At 65.6% G+C, this 15,793-nt stretch carries 14 protein-coding genes; 10 read left to right on the plus strand and 4 right to left on the minus strand.

The annotated features are described in order from the left end of the window. Positions 1–103: 103 nt before the first annotated feature. Positions 104–1,126, minus strand: coding sequence for an SDR family oxidoreductase (locus tag ADADO0_RS04865; RefSeq protein WP_511303972.1), 1,023 nt, complete (start codon positions 1,124–1,126; stop codon positions 104–106). A gap of 342 nt (positions 1,127–1,468) precedes the next feature. Beyond that, positions 1,469–2,320, minus strand: a complete 852-nt coding sequence (paaX, locus tag ADADO0_RS04870; RefSeq protein WP_511303973.1) for a phenylacetic acid degradation operon negative regulatory protein PaaX — start codon at positions 2,318–2,320, stop codon at positions 1,469–1,471. 350 nt (positions 2,321–2,670) lie between these two features. Between paaX and ADADO0_RS04875 the strand changes: the two genes are divergently transcribed. Continuing rightward, positions 2,671–3,468, plus strand: coding sequence for a hypothetical protein (locus tag ADADO0_RS04875; protein ID WP_511303974.1), 798 nt, complete (start codon positions 2,671–2,673; stop codon positions 3,466–3,468). A gap of 16 nt (positions 3,469–3,484) precedes the next feature. On the opposite strand, the gene ADADO0_RS04880 is transcribed toward ADADO0_RS04875, so the two are convergent. Continuing rightward, the gene (locus ADADO0_RS04880) at positions 3,485–4,252 is read right to left on the minus strand and encodes a TetR/AcrR family transcriptional regulator (protein WP_511303975.1); all 768 of its coding nucleotides are present in this window, start codon (positions 4,250–4,252) and stop codon (positions 3,485–3,487) included. 266 nt (positions 4,253–4,518) lie between these two features. Here ADADO0_RS04880 and ADADO0_RS04885 point away from each other — a divergent pair, with 266 nt between their 5' ends. The 8 genes from ADADO0_RS04885 (at position 4,519) to ADADO0_RS04920 (ending at position 12,749) form a co-directional block, all read left to right on the plus strand. Then, positions 4,519–5,676 carry an ABC transporter substrate-binding protein gene (locus ADADO0_RS04885; RefSeq protein ID WP_511303976.1) on the plus strand — a complete coding sequence of 386 codons (1,158 nt, stop codon included), beginning with the start codon at positions 4,519–4,521 and terminating at the stop codon, positions 5,674–5,676. 198 nt (positions 5,677–5,874) lie between these two features. Beyond that, positions 5,875–6,747, plus strand: a complete 873-nt coding sequence (locus ADADO0_RS04890) for a branched-chain amino acid ABC transporter permease (RefSeq protein ID WP_511303977.1) — start codon at positions 5,875–5,877, stop codon at positions 6,745–6,747. Next, a complete protein-coding gene (locus tag ADADO0_RS04895; protein WP_511303978.1) occupies positions 6,747–7,694 on the plus strand; it encodes a branched-chain amino acid ABC transporter permease in 948 nt (315 codons plus the stop codon). The genes ADADO0_RS04890 and ADADO0_RS04895 overlap by 1 nt, the downstream gene beginning before the upstream one ends. Continuing rightward, positions 7,691–8,479, plus strand: coding sequence for an ABC transporter ATP-binding protein (locus ADADO0_RS04900; RefSeq protein WP_511303979.1), 789 nt, complete (start codon positions 7,691–7,693; stop codon positions 8,477–8,479). Before ADADO0_RS04895 ends, ADADO0_RS04900 begins: the two co-directional genes overlap by 4 nt. Beyond that, positions 8,466–9,164: an ABC transporter ATP-binding protein gene (locus ADADO0_RS04905; RefSeq protein ID WP_511303980.1), complete on the plus strand. Its 699-nt coding sequence runs from the start codon at positions 8,466–8,468 to the stop codon at positions 9,162–9,164. Before ADADO0_RS04900 ends, ADADO0_RS04905 begins: the two co-directional genes overlap by 14 nt. A gap of 846 nt (positions 9,165–10,010) precedes the next feature. Next, a complete protein-coding gene (locus ADADO0_RS04910; RefSeq protein ID WP_511303981.1) occupies positions 10,011–11,027 on the plus strand; it encodes an ABC transporter substrate-binding protein in 1,017 nt (338 codons plus the stop codon). Between the two features lie 175 nt (positions 11,028–11,202). Next, positions 11,203–11,982, plus strand: coding sequence for an ABC transporter ATP-binding protein (locus ADADO0_RS04915; RefSeq protein ID WP_511303982.1), 780 nt, complete (start codon positions 11,203–11,205; stop codon positions 11,980–11,982). After that, positions 11,979–12,749 carry an ABC transporter permease gene (locus tag ADADO0_RS04920; RefSeq protein WP_511303983.1) on the plus strand — a complete coding sequence of 257 codons (771 nt, stop codon included), beginning with the start codon at positions 11,979–11,981 and terminating at the stop codon, positions 12,747–12,749. Before ADADO0_RS04915 ends, ADADO0_RS04920 begins: the two co-directional genes overlap by 4 nt. A 40-nt stretch (positions 12,750–12,789) precedes the next feature. Here ADADO0_RS04920 and ADADO0_RS04925 read toward each other — a convergent pair whose 3' ends face one another. Continuing rightward, on the minus strand, positions 12,790–13,857 hold the full coding sequence (locus ADADO0_RS04925; RefSeq protein WP_511303984.1) for a Bug family tripartite tricarboxylate transporter substrate binding protein: 1,068 nt from the start codon (positions 13,855–13,857) through the stop codon (positions 12,790–12,792). Positions 13,858–14,059: 202 nt separating this feature from the next. Between ADADO0_RS04925 and ADADO0_RS04930 the strand changes: the two genes are divergently transcribed. Continuing rightward, positions 14,060–15,793, plus strand: coding sequence for a CocE/NonD family hydrolase (locus ADADO0_RS04930; RefSeq protein WP_511303985.1), 1,734 nt, complete (start codon positions 14,060–14,062; stop codon positions 15,791–15,793).

The raw sequence follows: 15,793 nt of genomic DNA on the forward strand, positions 1-15,793 counted from the left end.
CCGGACCACCCGCACAAGGCGCAAACCGGCATACCGCAAGGGCGACGCCCGCCCTGCCCGCATAGCAGGCAAAACCGGCCGAAGGCGGGAGGCAGAACCGCCTTCAGAGCAGTCCCAACCGCCCCAAACTCTCCCCCGCCGCGACAATCGCATCCTCCGGCGCCCTCGGCGTCCAGCCCAGCAGCCGGATCGCCTTTTCGCTGGTGGCGTTGCGCACCACGCCCAGCAGGGGCACGGCGGGGCGTGCCATGGGGGCGACAAGGGCAGCGAGGCGCACCACGAAATCAGGCAGTTGATGGCGCGGCGCCTTGCGGGCGGCATCCCCCAGGCGGGCGCGCAGGACGGCGGCGATCTCGCGCAGCCACATGAACTCGCCCGAAGTGGCGATGAAGCGTTGGCCGGCGGCGGCGGGGTCGAGCATGGCACGCACATGCAGGTCCACCACGTCGCGCACGTCCACCACGCCGAAATTGATGCGCGGGACCACCGGGATCGCGCCGGTCAGCATACCTTTGATGATGGCGAGCGAGCCGTTCAAGTCCGGCCCCAAGGCGGGGCCGAAGATGCCTGTGGGGTTGATCGCCGCCATCTCCATGCCGCCGCCCTCGCGGGCGATGAAATCCCAGGCGGCGCGCTCGGCCAGGGTCTTGGAGCGCATGTAGGCCGGCACTTCGGGATGGGTCGGGTCGGTCCAGCAGGTCTCGTCGAACGGCGCCGTCCGCCCCGGCTGCCCATAGCCGATGGCGGCAAAGGAGGAGGTGAGAACCACCCGCTTCACCCCGGCATCGCGCGCCGCCCGCAGCACCCGCAGCGTGCCCTCTCGCGCCGGCACGATGAGGTCATCCTCATTCGCGGGCTGGCGCAGCGGCATGGGCGAGGCGACATGCAGGACATAGTCGCAGCCGGCCACCGCGGCCGTCCAGCCATCATCTTTCAGAAGGTCGGCGGCAAACAAAGAGAGGCGCGCACCCGCATCCGCGCCACCACGCGCCACCATGGCGCGCACCTCTCCACCGCGCGCGAGGTCGCGCACCGTGGCATGAACCGAGTGCCCGGCGTTCAGAAGCTGGACGATGGCATGGCTTCCGACGAAGCCCGACCCGCCCGTGACCAGAACCGTGCTCATGCGCTTCTCCTTCTGCCGGGACGCGGCCGTTTCGTGATGCGCTGTCCACTCTAGGTCGCCCCCTCTCCCGCTTGCAGGGAGTCCGTGATGTTGCTTGAGTGACCGCGCGATGCTCCCTCTCCCCGCGGGGGAGAGGGTTGGGGTGAGGGGGGACAACCCTCTCCAGTCCTGAAATGGCGGAGCCCCCTCACCCGTCTGCTACGCAGCCGACCTCTCCCCCTCGGGGCGAGGTGAAAACAGCCCAGCCTCTGCACTCAACGAACCGTGGCACTTGGCGAGATCCCTTTCCCAGGGCTCTCGCAAGCGGGAGAGAGAAACACCCGCCCCCCAGATCATCCACCCTCACCCGCCAAACCGCCGCCACACCTCATCGCTTGCCGGCAGCGAGGCGCCGGTTTCGTCCACCGCGTTCTCATCCAGCCAACGCTCCGAGCCGGGCAGCAGAGCGGCGTAGACCTGGGCGCACAAGGCCCGCGCGGCGGTACCCGGCCAATCCGGCGGCAGCACCTCGGCCGGCAGGATGGGATCGCGCAGCACGATGCGGCGATAATCGTGGATCAGCAGCACCCGCGCCACCAGGCAATCGAGGTCGGACAGCCCCCGCCCCGCCGCGACGGCGGCGCGCAGCGGGCCGAACGCCTCCAGGAAACGGGCATAGTCTGCCCCGGTTTCTTCCAGCGGCCAGCTGCGCGCGGCGAGCGCGCGGTTGGCCGCGTCATCGCCTCCTGCTTGGAGGAGCACCGCGTCCACCGCCTCCCCCGGCACCGGCGTGCCGCCGGGCGCGATCCACACGCCGGGCGCGGGCGAGCCGAAGTCCGCCGCTTCCAGCGCGGCACGGACTGAGGTGTCGGCGAGCAGCATGTCGAAATGCCCGGCCCAGGCCGGCGGGCGGGGATTGTAGATATGCTCGGAGGCCTGACGGAAGGTGTCGCGCCCCTTCTCGGCGAGCCGGTAATAGGAGTTGCGCCCCACCTTGGTGCGCTCCAGCCAGCCGTCCGAAGCAAGCCGCGACATGGCGGTGCGCACCACGCCGTCCGAGATGTCCAGCGCCTTGAAGAAGGCTGAGAGCGTGCCCAACCACACGCTGCCGCCACGCGGCACGATGGCATCGCCATAGACCGTGACGATGATGGACCAGGTGCGCGAGGGCTCGGCGCGGACATGATCGAGGATGGGAGCAAGGGCACGCGACATGGCTTGATGCATAAAGCGCGGACGGCGTGGGCGAAAGAGGCCCGCCGATTTCGCCCGCACGCGACGGGCGCCCGCTCAAAGGCGCGTCGCAAAATAGCCGAGGACGGCGCGGCAGCGCGCCCGGAGCGCAATGCCGCACCGGCCAAAAACCTGCCGCAGCAAGGACTTCACGGCTTGTTTTACTTGCTCAGCTTGGCCGCTTGCAATAGACATAGCGAAATCGCCGCAGTGTGAATTGAGCCCTCCTGAAAGAGAATTCTCTCATCCTGTCCGGCTCGTAGAACAGGTTGCCGGAGCAATAGACCTTCTATCGTGAGGTCATGAAACTCGCGGCCAACGAGGAAACGCTTATGGGTCTGCCTTCCCCTCAGCTGCTTGCGGAACTCTCCGATATTCTCGACGGCTCGCACCAATCAAACAAGATGGGCTTCTGGAGCGAGAAGGACCAGCGCGCTGAGCTTGCGCGGCTCGGCAGCCCGCCGCCGGCACCGGGGTCGAGGCCCACGCTGGATAAGGCCGCATACTACGCCAAGAAGGGCGTCGGCACAGCCGCACCCAAGCTGGCGGCGACAGCTGGAAGCGCGCTCATTCATGGCGGTGTCTCGGTTGGCGGGAACGTCAACGTCCTGCACCACGCCATCCCGATGACCACAACCTTGGCGCCGTTCGGCTCGGCGATTACCGCGTGGATCAGTATGGCGACCGTCGCCGTGCAGGCGGGGAAGGTGCTCGATCTCTACACATTGAGAGACGATGCCCGCGGCGGAAAGCACGGCGCCACAGTCTATTACTGCAACTGCACGCAGTGCGAGAAGAATATCCAATATATCATCGACAAGAAAGAGCGGAACGTCGGAGTTGTCGCGGTTTCCGTCGGCACGCTGGGTGTCGCGGGGATTTTGAAGATCTTCCACTCCACGGGGAAGAAGCTCAAGTCCATGATCGCCAAAGAGGTGAGGCCGAAGGAACAGGTCAGCAGGGATTTGATCACGTCCGGCAAGGAGAATGGCTGCCTCGCGGCTCTGGCGACCATATTCCTGCTGTCCGGCTCCTGGACCAATGGCTACCGGGACAAAAGCACCATGGAAGCAGCGGTCCTGACCCTGACCGCAGTGGATGGCTGGAAGAAGCTCAAGGACAACTGGTAGGCGGCGGCCCGCCTCGTTACCGCGCCTTCGCGAGGCCGGCTTTGACCGACGCGCGGACCACGGGTTCCGCTGAGGGCGCCTCCGCGGCAAGCGGCGTCGAGGCGGGCGGCGCCGAGGCAGGCGGCGTCGAGGCAGGCGGCGTCGAGGCAGGCGGCGTCGAGGCAGGCGGCACTGAGTCCAGCGTCACCGCAGCCAGCGCCCGCGCGGCCCCGCCCGCCAGCATCTGCGTAACGAGGCGGGCATATTCGGCGCGGGTCAGGCCCTTGCCGTCGCGGAACCAGAGATAGTGCCAGTTCAGCATGCCGAACAGCGACATGGTGATGGGCTTCAGCAGCGGTCCGCGGCCGATCTCCGGCACCGCCTCGGCGATGGCATCGGAGAACAGCACCACCAGGGTCCGCTCCATGCCGCGCAGGATTTCCTGCCGCTCCTCGGGAAGCAGCTTGAGATTGGCGATCTGGATCTGATGCTCGGCATCGGCATCGCGATAGGCTTCGAGCAGAGCGGTGGAAATGGCGAACAGGCGGTCTTCCGGGTCGGATGCGCCGGCAATCGCCGCCTCCACCACGGAGATCAGCATCTCCAGATGGTCGCAGATGATGTCGAACAGCACCGCTTCCTTGTCGGGGTAGTAGTGGTACAGCAACGCCTTGGAGACGCCGCACGCGTCCGCGATCATGGTGATCGAGGTGCCTGAATAGCCGTATTGCGCGAACAGTTCCGCCGACCTGTGCAGGATGGCCAGCCGCTTGGTGTCGTAATCCTGGGCGCGGGTGCGAGCCATCCTTGCTTCCATCCAGCCTTCGCGCGGGCGGTGTGGCGCCACGGCGCCGGCGCCTTGCATGCGCGCCGGTCATTGTCCGGCCTATCAAAGATTGTCCGGTTGATGGTTCAATCTAACCCAGCGCGCGCAGGATCGCCACGGATAAGATTGACCAATCGGTCGGTTAATCATAGATTGCCGGTGCTGCTGCGCTTCCGTAAGGTCGCGGCAGCGTGGAGGCGGGCCAACCCGCTCCTTTCGACCGGCCTTTTTGGGAGGAACGCCACATGGGAACGTCCGTCGCCGGACGATGGGCGCTGCGCGCCGTCGCCGCTGCTGCATTGATTTCTTCGTCCGCTTTCGCCGCCGATCCTGTGAAGATCGGCTCGGTGGTCTCCGCCACCGGCCCCGCCGCCTTCCTGGGCGATCCGGAAGCCAAGACGCTCAAGCTTTATGTGGACGAGCTGAACAAGAAGGGCGGGCTGCTCGGCCGCCCGGTCGAGCTGGTGCTCTATGACGATGGTGGGGACGCCAACAAGGCGCGCACCTTCGCCACCCGCCTGGTGGAAGACGACAAGGTGATCGCCATGGTCGGCGGCACCACCACCGGCACCACCATGGCCATGGCCCCGGTGTTCGAGGACGCCAAGCTGCCGTTCATCTCGCTCGCCGGCGCCATCGAGATCGTCGAGCCGGTCCGCGCCTTCGTCTTCAAGACGCCGCACACCGACAAGACCGCCTGCCAGAAGATCTTCGAGGACATGAAGTCCAAGGGCTTCACCAAGATCGGCATGATCTCGGGCACCGACGGTTTCGGCAAATCCATGCGCGCCCAGTGCCTGAAGGTGATCGGCGACTACGGCATCTCGGTGCTGGTGGATGAGAATTACGGCGCCACCGATTCCGACATGACGCCCCAGCTCAACAAGATCAAGAACACCGCCGGCATCCAGGCGGTGCTCAACCCCGGCTTCGGCCAGGGCCCGGCGATCGTGACCCGCAACTACGCCCAGCTCGGCATCACCCTGCCGCTCTATGAGAGCCACGGCGTTGCCTCCAAGAGCTATGTGGAGCTTGCCGGCCCCGCCGCCGAAGGCGTCCGCCTGCCCGCCCCTGCCCTGCTGGTGGTGGACAAGCTGCCCGCCGACGACAAGCAGAAGGCGATCGCCACCGAATACAAGGCCTCCTACGAGAAGGCGACCGGCCAGCCGGTCTCGACCTTCGGCGGCTACGGCTTCGACGGCATCCAGATTCTGGTGAAGGCGATCGAGGCCGCCAAGTCCACCGACCCGCAGAAGGTTCGCGATGCCATCGAAGGCACCAAGAATTATGTGGGCGTGACCGGCATCTACACCATGTCCCCCACCGACCATCTTGGCCTGGGCACGGACTCGTTCCGCATGCTCCAGATCAAGGGCGGCGACTGGGTGATGGAAGGCAAGTAGGCAAAACGGCGCCCCTCCCGCTCAACGCGCCCCTCCCCCCCCTTGAGGGGGAGGGTTGGGGTGGGGGGTATGGCGCCGCCAGGAACACCTCCGCCGGATCAAGTGGAGAGAGTACCCCCCACCCTGCCCTCCCCCTCAAGGGGGGAGGGAGGCGAACGGCGGGATCGGGAAAATTCTGATAGGGCGCAGCGAGCACACATGGCCGAGTTCCTGCAACTGGTGTTCTCGGGGCTGACGGTGGGCGCGGTCTATGCGCTCGTCGCCCTCGGCTTCACGCTCATCTACAACGCCTCGGACGTCATCAATTTCGCCCAGGGCGATTTCGTGATGATCGGCGGCATGGGCACGGTGTTTCTCGCCTCCGCCGGCCTCGCTTTGCCGGTGGCCGCGTTCATCGCCATCGTCGGCGCGGTGATCGTCGGCCTGCTGCTGCATCGCCTCGCCATCGAGCCGGCGCGGGGCGCCTCGCCGGTGGCGCTCATCATGATCACCATCGGCGCGTCCATCTTCATCAAGGGCGTGGCGCAGGTGGTGTTCGACAAGCAGTTCCATTCCCTGCCCGCCTTCTCCGGCGATGCGCCGATCGCGGTCGGCGGCGCGACGATCCTGCCGCAGAGCATCTGGGTGATGGGCGTTGCCCTCGCCCTGTTCGTGGCGCTCTATCTGTTTCTGGAAAAGACCCTGCTGGGCAAGGCGCTGCTCGCCACCGCCGCCAACCGGCTCGCGGCGCGTCTCGTCGGCATCAACGTCACCGTTATCCTGGCGCTGGCCTTCGGCGTTTCGGCCGCCATCGGCGCCATCGCCGGCGTAGTGGTCACGCCCATCACCCTCACGCGCTATGATGTCGGCACCCTATTCGCCCTGAAGGGCTTCGCCGCCGCCATGGTGGGCGGCATGGGCAATCCGCTGGGCGCCGTGGTCGGCGGCCTGCTGATCGGTCTGCTGGAGGCGTTCGGCGCCGGCTACATCTCCTCCACCTACAAGGATGCGGTTGCCTTCGTGGTGATCCTGCTGGTGCTGTTCTTCATGCCGCGCGGCCTGTTCGGCGGCCGCTCGGTGGAGCGCGTGTGATGCTGGCGAGACTGATCCGCTCGCGTCTCTCGACGCTGATTTTCCTCGCGATCATCATCGCGGTGATCCCCTGGCTTGCCCCCTCCGCCTTCTATCTCAGGGTGGCGGCGGTGGTGTGGGTGTTCGCGCTTGCCGCCCTCGGCCTCACCATTCTCATGGGCTATGCCGGGCAGGTGAGCCTGGGCCATGCCGGCTTCCTCGGCATCGGCGGCTATGCGGTCGCCATCGGCCCGGCCCATTTCGGGCTCAACCCGGTGCTGTCCCTTTTTATCGGCGCGGCGCTGTCCGGCCTCCTGGCCTTCATCGTCGGGCGGCCGATCCTGCGGCTGAAAGGCTATTACCTCGCCATCGCGACGCTGGGCTTCGGCGTCATCCTGGCGCTGGTCTTCCATAGCGAAAGCCAATGGACCGGCGGGCCGGACGGCATGCAGGTGGCCCGCGCCACCGTGCTCGGCTGGCGCATCTCCGGTGCCTCCACATGGTATTGGGTGACGGGCGGCGCGCTGATGATCGGCGCCTGGCTAGCGCTCAATATCGAGGCAAGCCCGACAGGCCGCGCCTTGCGCGCGTTGCACGACAGCGAAGTGGCAGCGGCGGGCGCCGGCATCGACGTCACCCGCAAGAAGCTCGCCGCCTTTGTCATCGCCGCCATCTATGCCGCCTTCGCAGGCGGGCTGCTGGCGGGCATGAACGGGCTCGTGACGCCGGATACCGCGAGCTTCATGCATTCCATCGAATTGGTGGCGATGGTGATCATCGGCGGGCTCGGTTCCGTGCTCGGCGCGGTGGTGGGCGCAGCCTTCCTGGTGGTGCTGCCCCAGGCGCTGACCGCGCTTCAGGAATATGAGCAGGCGGTGCTGGGCCTGCTCATCATGGTCTTCATGATCTTCCTGCCTGCCGGCATCGTGCCCACCCTGCGCAAATGGCTGCTGGAGCGCCTGTCATGAGCCTGCTCGCGGTCGAAAACCTCGGCATCTCGTTCGGCGGCCTGATCGCCGTGGACGGCGTCGGCTTCACGGTGGAGCCGGGCCAGATCTTTTCCATCATCGGTCCCAACGGCGCGGGCAAGACCACGCTGTTCAACCTCGTCACCGGCATCTACACGCCCCAGCGCGGGCGGGTGTCCATGGCGGGCGAGGTCATGACCGGCCTTGCGCCCCACCTGCTGGCGCGGCGCGGCATGTCGCGCACCTTCCAGAACCTGCAAATCTTCTTCCGCATGAGCGCGCTGGAAAACGTCATGGTGGGCCGGCATTTGTCGGAGCGCACCTCGTTCGTCTCCGACCTGTTCGGACTGCCGTCCGCCGGACGGCAGAACAAGATCACCCGCGACGCCGCCCAGGCGCTGCTGGAACGGGTGGGCCTGGGAGATACCGCTGGCACCACCGCCGGCTCGCTCTCCTATGGCGCCCTGAAGCGCCTGGAGATCGCCCGCGCGCTCGCCGCCGAGCCGAAGGTTCTGCTGCTGGACGAACCCGCCGCCGGCTGCAATGCGGTGGAGACACAGGCCATCGAGCATCTGATCTGCGACATCGCCAAGAGCGGCGTCGGCGTGGTCCTGATCGAGCACGACATGAAGCTGGTGATGAAGATTTCCGACCGGGTTCTGGTCCTGGCCCAAGGCCGGCGCCTCGCGGAGGGGCCGCCGCGCGCGGTGCGCGAGGACCCGGCCGTCATCGCCGCCTATCTCGGTGAACACGGCGCACGGGAGGCAGACCGTGCTCAAGGTTGAAAGCCTCAACTCGGCCTATGGCCGCATCTCGGTTCTGCACGATGTGAGCCTGGAGGTGCGCACCGGCGAGATCGTCGCGCTGGTCGGCTCCAACGGCGCCGGCAAGACCACGCTGCTGCGCACCCTCTCCGGCGTGCAGCCCACCGCCTCCGGGCGGATCCTGTTCGAGGGCGCCGCCATCGAGCGGCTGGAGCCCCATGCCCGTGTGGCGCTGGGCATCGCGCAATCGCCCGAGGGGCGGCAGGTGTTCGGCCCGCTCTCGGTGGAGGACAATCTGAAGCTCGGCGCCTTCCGGCGGCGCAGTCCCGAGGCCGGCGCGCTGGCCCGCATCTACGACATGTTTCCGGTGCTGGCGGAAAAGCGCCGCATCCCCGCCATGAGCCTGTCCGGTGGGCAGCAGCAGATGCTCGCCATCGGCCGCGCGCTGATGGCGGCGCCCAAGCTGCTGCTGCTGGACGAACCCTCGCTCGGCCTCGCGCCCCTGCTGATCGACCAGATTCTCGCCGCCGTGGTGCGGCTGAAAAGCGAGGGCATCACGGTGCTGCTGGTGGAGCAGAATGCCTCCGCCGCATTGGCCATCGCCGACCGAGGCTATGTGCTGGAAACCGGGCATGTGGTTCTGGAGGGCGAAGGCCAGGCGCTGCTGGACGATCCGAAGGTTCGTGCCGCCTATCTGGGCCTGTGACGCGGCCCGCGCTTAAGGCGACTGCCCAATAATCGGGCAGTTACGGAAATATAAGAAAAAAATCTTAGAGACTATATTCCTTTTATCTGTCGTCTGTGTTAGCGTCCTTTCACCTTGCACCAAGGAGGGGCGCGTCCGGAGCGACCTGATGTGTGGTGTTTGGGGCGGTTGTCCGACGGGACCGGGATTAACGCCCCCGGGACTGTTAGCCAAGGAGGCCCAAGGGCGTGACGCATGGATCCGGGACTGGTTCGTCCGGTGCTAATGGGAGAACTTATTACCCACTCGGCGTCAGCGAGAAGCCATAAATCACCGCGTGGGAGTGGAGGGGCGAAGGCCCTGATATCAACTTTCACCTCGGCGCGCGTCTGCCGACGCGCCATCCACTCCCACATCCCTCCACCCTCGCCGGAAACGGCGGGGATAAAGGTGTTGGGCACGACCCCCTCCGATTTTCCCCTCCCCCCTTGAGGGGGAGGGCAGGGTGGGGGGTATCTCTCCACTGGGTGCGGAGGTGGTGGTTTGGGCGGCGCCATACCCCCCACCCCAACCCTCCCCCTCAAGGGGGGAGGGAGCTAAAGGAAGGGCGAAACGGCGGGGATGCTGGTGTCGATGTCTGGGTTTCCATCCCCCCTTGAGGGGGAGGGCTAGGGTGAGGGGGAGACGGCGTCGCTTGGCCGGGGAAAGGATGCGAAAGCGTGCGCCGACTTGGAAGCCCCGCGCGAGCCCCTCGGATTTCCCCCTCACCCAAGGGGGAAGGGAATTACAGCAAGCGGGAGGGCAAGCTTAAGCGCGCACCCCGTGGCACATGCCTTGCTTGCCTTTAGGGCAAACAGGGAGAGCACAATGAGGTCCTTCTTTTCCGCCCTCGCCGGCGCCGCCGCGCTGCTGGGCGCCGCCATCCCGGCCCTGGCCGACACCGACATCAAATTCGCGCTGGACTGGAAGTTCGAGGGTCCATCCGCGCCCTATTTCGTCGCCATCGACAAGGGCTACTACAAGGCCGAGGGCCTCAACGTGACCATCGATAGCGGCCCCGGCTCGGTCGCCGGCATCGCGCGCATCGCGGCGGGCACCTACCCGCTCGGCTTCTTCGACATCAATTCGCTGGTGAAGTTCCGCGACCAGAACCCCGACAAGGGCGTGAAGGCCGTGCTGATGGTCTACGACAAGCCGCCCTTCTCCATCGTCACCCTGGCGAAGACCGGCATCACCAAGCCGAAGGACCTGGAAGGCAAGGTGCTGGGCGCGCCCGCGCCGGACGGCGCGTTCGCCCAGTGGAAGGCGTTCGTGAAGGAAAACGGCATCGACGCCGACAAGGTGAAGATCGAGAACGTCGGCTTCCCGGTGCGCGAGCCCATGCTGGCGGACGGCAAGGTGGACGCCATCACCGGCTTCTCCTTCTCCTCCTATTTCAACTTGCTGCAAAAGGGCCTCAAGCCCGAGGACATCAAGGTGATGCTGATGTCCGACTACGGCCTCGTGCTGTACGGCAACGCCGTGGTGGTGAACGACGAGTTCGCCAAGGCGCACCCCAAGGATGTCGCCGGCTTCGTGCGTGCAACCATCAAGGGCATCATCGACACCGTCGCCAATCCCGAGGACGCCATCAAGTCCGTGATGAAGCGCAATGAAACCGGCGACGAGAAGATCGAACTCGCCCGGCTGAAGATGGCCATCAAAGACAATATCGCCACCGAGTGGGTGACGGCGAACGGCATCGGCGGCATCGACCGGGACCGCATGAACAAGTCCATCGACCAGATCGCCGTCACCTATGACTTCAAGGCCAAGCTGCCGACCTCCGTCGACATCTTCACCGAGGAATTCCTCCCCCCGGCCGCCGCGCGCAAGCTGAAGTGAAGGGCACCTTCACAAGCACAGCCCACCCCCTCTCCCGCTTGCGGGGGAGGGCTGGGGAGGGGGCAGGTGAAGCAGGGCAACGCCGAGACTTCGAGGGGAGCGCATTTCCCCCTCCCTCGCCCTCCCCCGCAAGCGGGAGAGGGAATCCCCGTGACCTCTTCTTGAAAGCCCAACCGTGATCCGCCTCCACGACGTCACCCTGTCCTATAGCGGTCGCGCCGGCCTCGTGACCGCCCTCGCCCACACCTCCATCAAGGTGGAGAAGGGCGAGTTCGCCGCCGTGGTCGGCCCTTCCGGCTGCGGCAAGTCCACCCTGATGAAGCTGGTGACGGGCCTGATCCGCCCCACCAAGGGAAAGGTGGAGGTGGAAGGCAAGGAAGTGACCGGGCCGGTGAAAGTGGCTGGCATGGCGTTCCAGTCCGCCAACATGCTGCCCTGGCGCACCGTGATCGAGAACGTGATGCTGCCGCTGGAGATCGTCGAGCCGCACCGCAGCCGGTTCCGCCGCGACAAGGCCGCCTATCGCGAGCAGGCGCTGGACCTGCTCGGCGTGGTCGGCCTGCGTGATTTCGCCGACCGCTTTCCCTGGGAAATGTCCGGCGGCATGCAGCAGCGCGCCTCGCTCTGCCGGGCGCTCATCCATGAGCCGGCGCTGCTGATGCTGGATGAGCCGTTCGCGGCGCTCGATGCCTTCACCCGCGAGGAATTGTGGGTGGTGCTGCGCGACCTCTGGCAGCGCCTGGGCTTCACCGTCGTGCTGGTGACGCACGATCTGCGCGAGGCCGCGTTTCTGGCCGACACCATCCATGTCATGAGCGCCCGGCCCGGCCATATCGTGGAGAGCCGCACCGTGGAGTTCCCGCGTCCCCGTCCGCTGGAGGTCTGCTACACGCCGCCCTTCACCGACCTCGTCCACGCGTTGCGCGGCAAGATCGCGGAGGTTCGGCAGGCATGAAAATCACCGCTGAGGATCTCACCCCCGTCATCTTCACGGTCGCGATTTTCGTGGTCTGGGAGGCGGTCTGCTATCTCTTCAAGATCGACAGCTTCATCCTGCCGGCACCGAGCCTGATCTTCGCCGCCATGGGCCATTATTGGTGGCCCCTGCTGAAGAATTCCTACGTCACGCTCTGGACCACCGTGGTCGGTTTCATCCTGGCGGTGGCGTTCGGCATCGCGCTGGGCATCCTGGTGGGCTGGTCCCGGGCGATCTATCGCGGGCTTTACCCGGTCATGATCGGCTTCAATTCCATCCCCAAGGTGGCGGTGGTGCCGATCCTCATCATGTGGTTCGGCATCGGCGAAATCCCCGCCATCCTCACTGCCTTCCTCATCTCCTTCTTCCCCATCGTGGTGAACGTCGCCACTGGCCTTGCCACCACCGAGCCGGAGCTTGAGGACGTGATGCGGGCGCTCGGCGCCAGCAAGCTCGACATCATGCGCAAGGTGGGTATTCCCCGAACCGGACCCTACCTGTTCGGCGCGCTGAAGGTCGCCATCACGCTCGCCTTCGTGGGGGCCGTAGTTTCCGAGACCATCGGCGCGAACGCGGGGCTCGGGCACCTGATGGTCCAGGCCGGCTCCAACTTCCAGATGCCGCTGGTGTTCGCCGGCCTCCTGGCGCTCGCGATCGAGGGCATCCTCATGTACGCGGTGTTCGCCGTGATGGAGAAGCGCATGGTGAGCTGGGCGTTCCGCTCCTCCATGAGCGCGGCCGCCTGAAGCTGCGGCCGCCCGGTGCATCACCGGGCGGCGCGCAACGTCACTGGATCGCGACGGGCTGAAAGCCGATCCGCTTGGTGATGGCGGCCTGATAGTCCAGGTCCTTCTTGAGATAGGCGGCGTATTCCTCGGGGGTCGAGCCCACCGGAACCAGATCGGCCAGTTCGAAGGCCTTGATCACCTCCGGCTCCTTCACCGCCTTCTGCGCTTCCTTTGAGAGCTTCTCGACAATCGCATCCGGCGTACCCGCCGGCACCAGGAAGCCGAAGAAGCCGGTCATCACCACGTCCGGCATGCCGAGTTCCGTGAAGGTCGGCACGTCAGGCAAGGCCGGCGCGCGCTTGGTGCCGGTGATCGCCAGCGCCCGCACCTTGCCGTCCTTGATAAGTGCCGCAGCGGCGGAGGTGAGGACAAAGCCGACATCCACATGCCCACCGATCAGGTCGTTGATGATCAGCGGCGTGCCGCGATAGGGCACCGGGGCGAAGGTGACCCCCGCCGCATTCTGGAACAATTCGCCCGTGATGTGGGTGACATTGCCGATGCCGGCATGGCCGAACAGGATCTTGCCAGGCTCCTTCTTGGCGAGGGCGACCAGTTCCGGCACCGTCTTCACCGGCAGGGAATTGCGGACGATCAGCACCTGCCCATAGGGCGCCTCGGCCAGCAGGCTGACAGCCTTGAAATCCTTGATCGGATCGAACGGCAGATCCTTCACCACGCTCGGGTTCGCGGTGTGCGAGCCGGTGGTTAGGAGGATCGTGTACCCATCCGGCGCGGCACGGGCGACGCCGCCGGCCGCGATGATGCCGTTGGCACCGGGCTTGTTCTCGATGATGACGGGCTGCCCGAAATCCTTGGACATGACATCCGCCATCGGCCGGCCGACGGTATCGATCGGCCCACCCGCCGCGAACGGGATCACGATCTTGATGGGGTGGTTCGGATAATTCGCCGCCCCTTGGGGCTGCCCTTGGGCCTGCGCGGAGCCGCTCTGGCCTCCGACGAAAAACACGCCAGCCAGCAAGAGGGCTACGGCGGCGCCTGCCGACCTGCCGTCACGCAAACCAGCCCGCGTCGAAATGCGTGCACGGAAAGTCCCATACATGTTCAGTTCTCCTTGGCCATCCCTACGTTTGCGCATGCTGGACTTTCGCCAGTCTTTGCCGCCGAAATCTAAGCCTTCCCTAAAGAGACCAAGATTGACATATACAAACGAATGTTTATTCGTAAACAAACGTTTGAATACGTCAAGGGAAAACGCCGCCATCGCAAGCGCGGCGACCGGGAAGCAACAAGGAGAGAAACCCATGAGTTCAGAGTCCAGCGTCGTCGCCGATGGCATGCGGATCGACTGGGATGTTGCGATCACGATGAGCGACGGCATCGTGCTGCGCGCCGACGTGTTCCGGCCCATCGCGGACGGGAATTATCCCGTGGTGCTCAGCCATGGCCCCTACGCCAAGGGGCTGCTGTTCCAGGAGGGTTTCAAAGGCAATTGGGACCGCATGGTCGCGGCCTTTCCGGAGATCACGGAAGGCACGTCCAACAAGTATCAGAACTGGGAACTCGTGGACCCGGAGAAGTGGGTGCCGGACGGCTACGTCTGCGTGCGCATCGATTCCCGCGGCTCGGGCCGCTCACCCGGCTTCCTCGACGTGTGGTCGCCGCGTGAGACGCAGGACCTCTACGAATGCGTGGAATGGTGCGGCGTGCAGCCCTGGTCCAACGGCAAGGTCGGGATCAACGGGATTTCCTATTACGCCATGAACCAATGGCATGTCGCCGCGCTTCAGCCGCCACACCTCGCAGCCATCTGCGTGTGGGAAGGCGCCCACGACTATTACCGTGAATTCTCACGTCATGGCGGCATCTTGTGCCGCTTCCTGACGGCGTGGTTCAACCGTCAGGTGGCGCGCGTGCAGCACGGGGTGGGCGACAACGGCTTCCGCTCCCCCACCACAGGGGAAACGGTGGCAGGGCCTGCCACGCTCAGCGCCGAGGAACTCGCAAAGAACCGGGTCGATCCCGGCATCGAGATTCTCGCCCGGCCGCTGGAGGACGACTATTATCGCTCCCGCACCGCCGACCTCTCCAAGGTGGTGGCGCCCCTGCTCTCCTCCGCCAACTGGGGCGGCATGGGCCTGCATCCGCGCGGCAATTTTGAAGGATATCTCGGCGCCGCCAGCAAGGACAAATGGCTGGAAGTGCACGGGGATTCTCACTTCTCCCCGTTCTATCGCGATGCCGGCGTCGCGCTTCAGAAGCAGTTCCTGGGCTATTATCTCAAGGGCGAGGAAAACGGCTGGAAGGATCGCCCCCTGGTGGAACTCCACATCCGCCATCCCGACGAGAAGTTCGTCATTCGCGCCGAAAACGAATGGCCGCTTGCCCGCACGCAGTGGACCAAATTCTACCTGACACCGGAACGCAGCTTCGGCCCGAAGGCGGCCTCCGGCAGCGCCATCACCTATGAGGCCATGGGCGAAGGCGTCACCTTCTCCACGGCGCCGCTCACTGAAGAGGTGGAGATCACCGGACCGGTGGCGGCAAAGCTGTTCCTGTCCTCGGAAACCAGCGATGCGGACGTCTTCCTGGCGCTGCGGGTCTACGATCCCAAGGACAAGGAAGTGCTGTTCATCGGCTCCAACGATCCGCGTGTGCCGGTGGGTCTCGGCTGGCTGCGGGCCTCGCACCGCAAGCTTGATCCTGTGAAGTCGACGCCTTATCGCCCCTGGCACAGCCACGACGAATTGCAGCCGCTCGAGCCCGGCAAGCCGGTGGAACTCGATGTTGAGATCTGGAACACGTCGATCGTTGTGCCAAAGGGCTACCGGATCGCCGTCACCATCAAGGGCAACGACTATGACCACGGCCTCGGCGTGGCCGAGGTGGCGAACGCCATGTATCCCATGAAGGGCGTCGGGCCGTTCCTGCACGACATTGAGGAAGACCGCCCGCCGGCCATCTTCGGCAAGAGCTATACCCTGCATTTCGATGCCGGGAAGGAGCCGTATTTGCTTCTGCCGGTTATTCCCGGCTGA

It is taken from the genome of Aquabacter sp. (genome assembly GCF_965279295.1).
Classification (GTDB): domain Bacteria; phylum Pseudomonadota; class Alphaproteobacteria; order Rhizobiales; family Xanthobacteraceae; genus Aquabacter.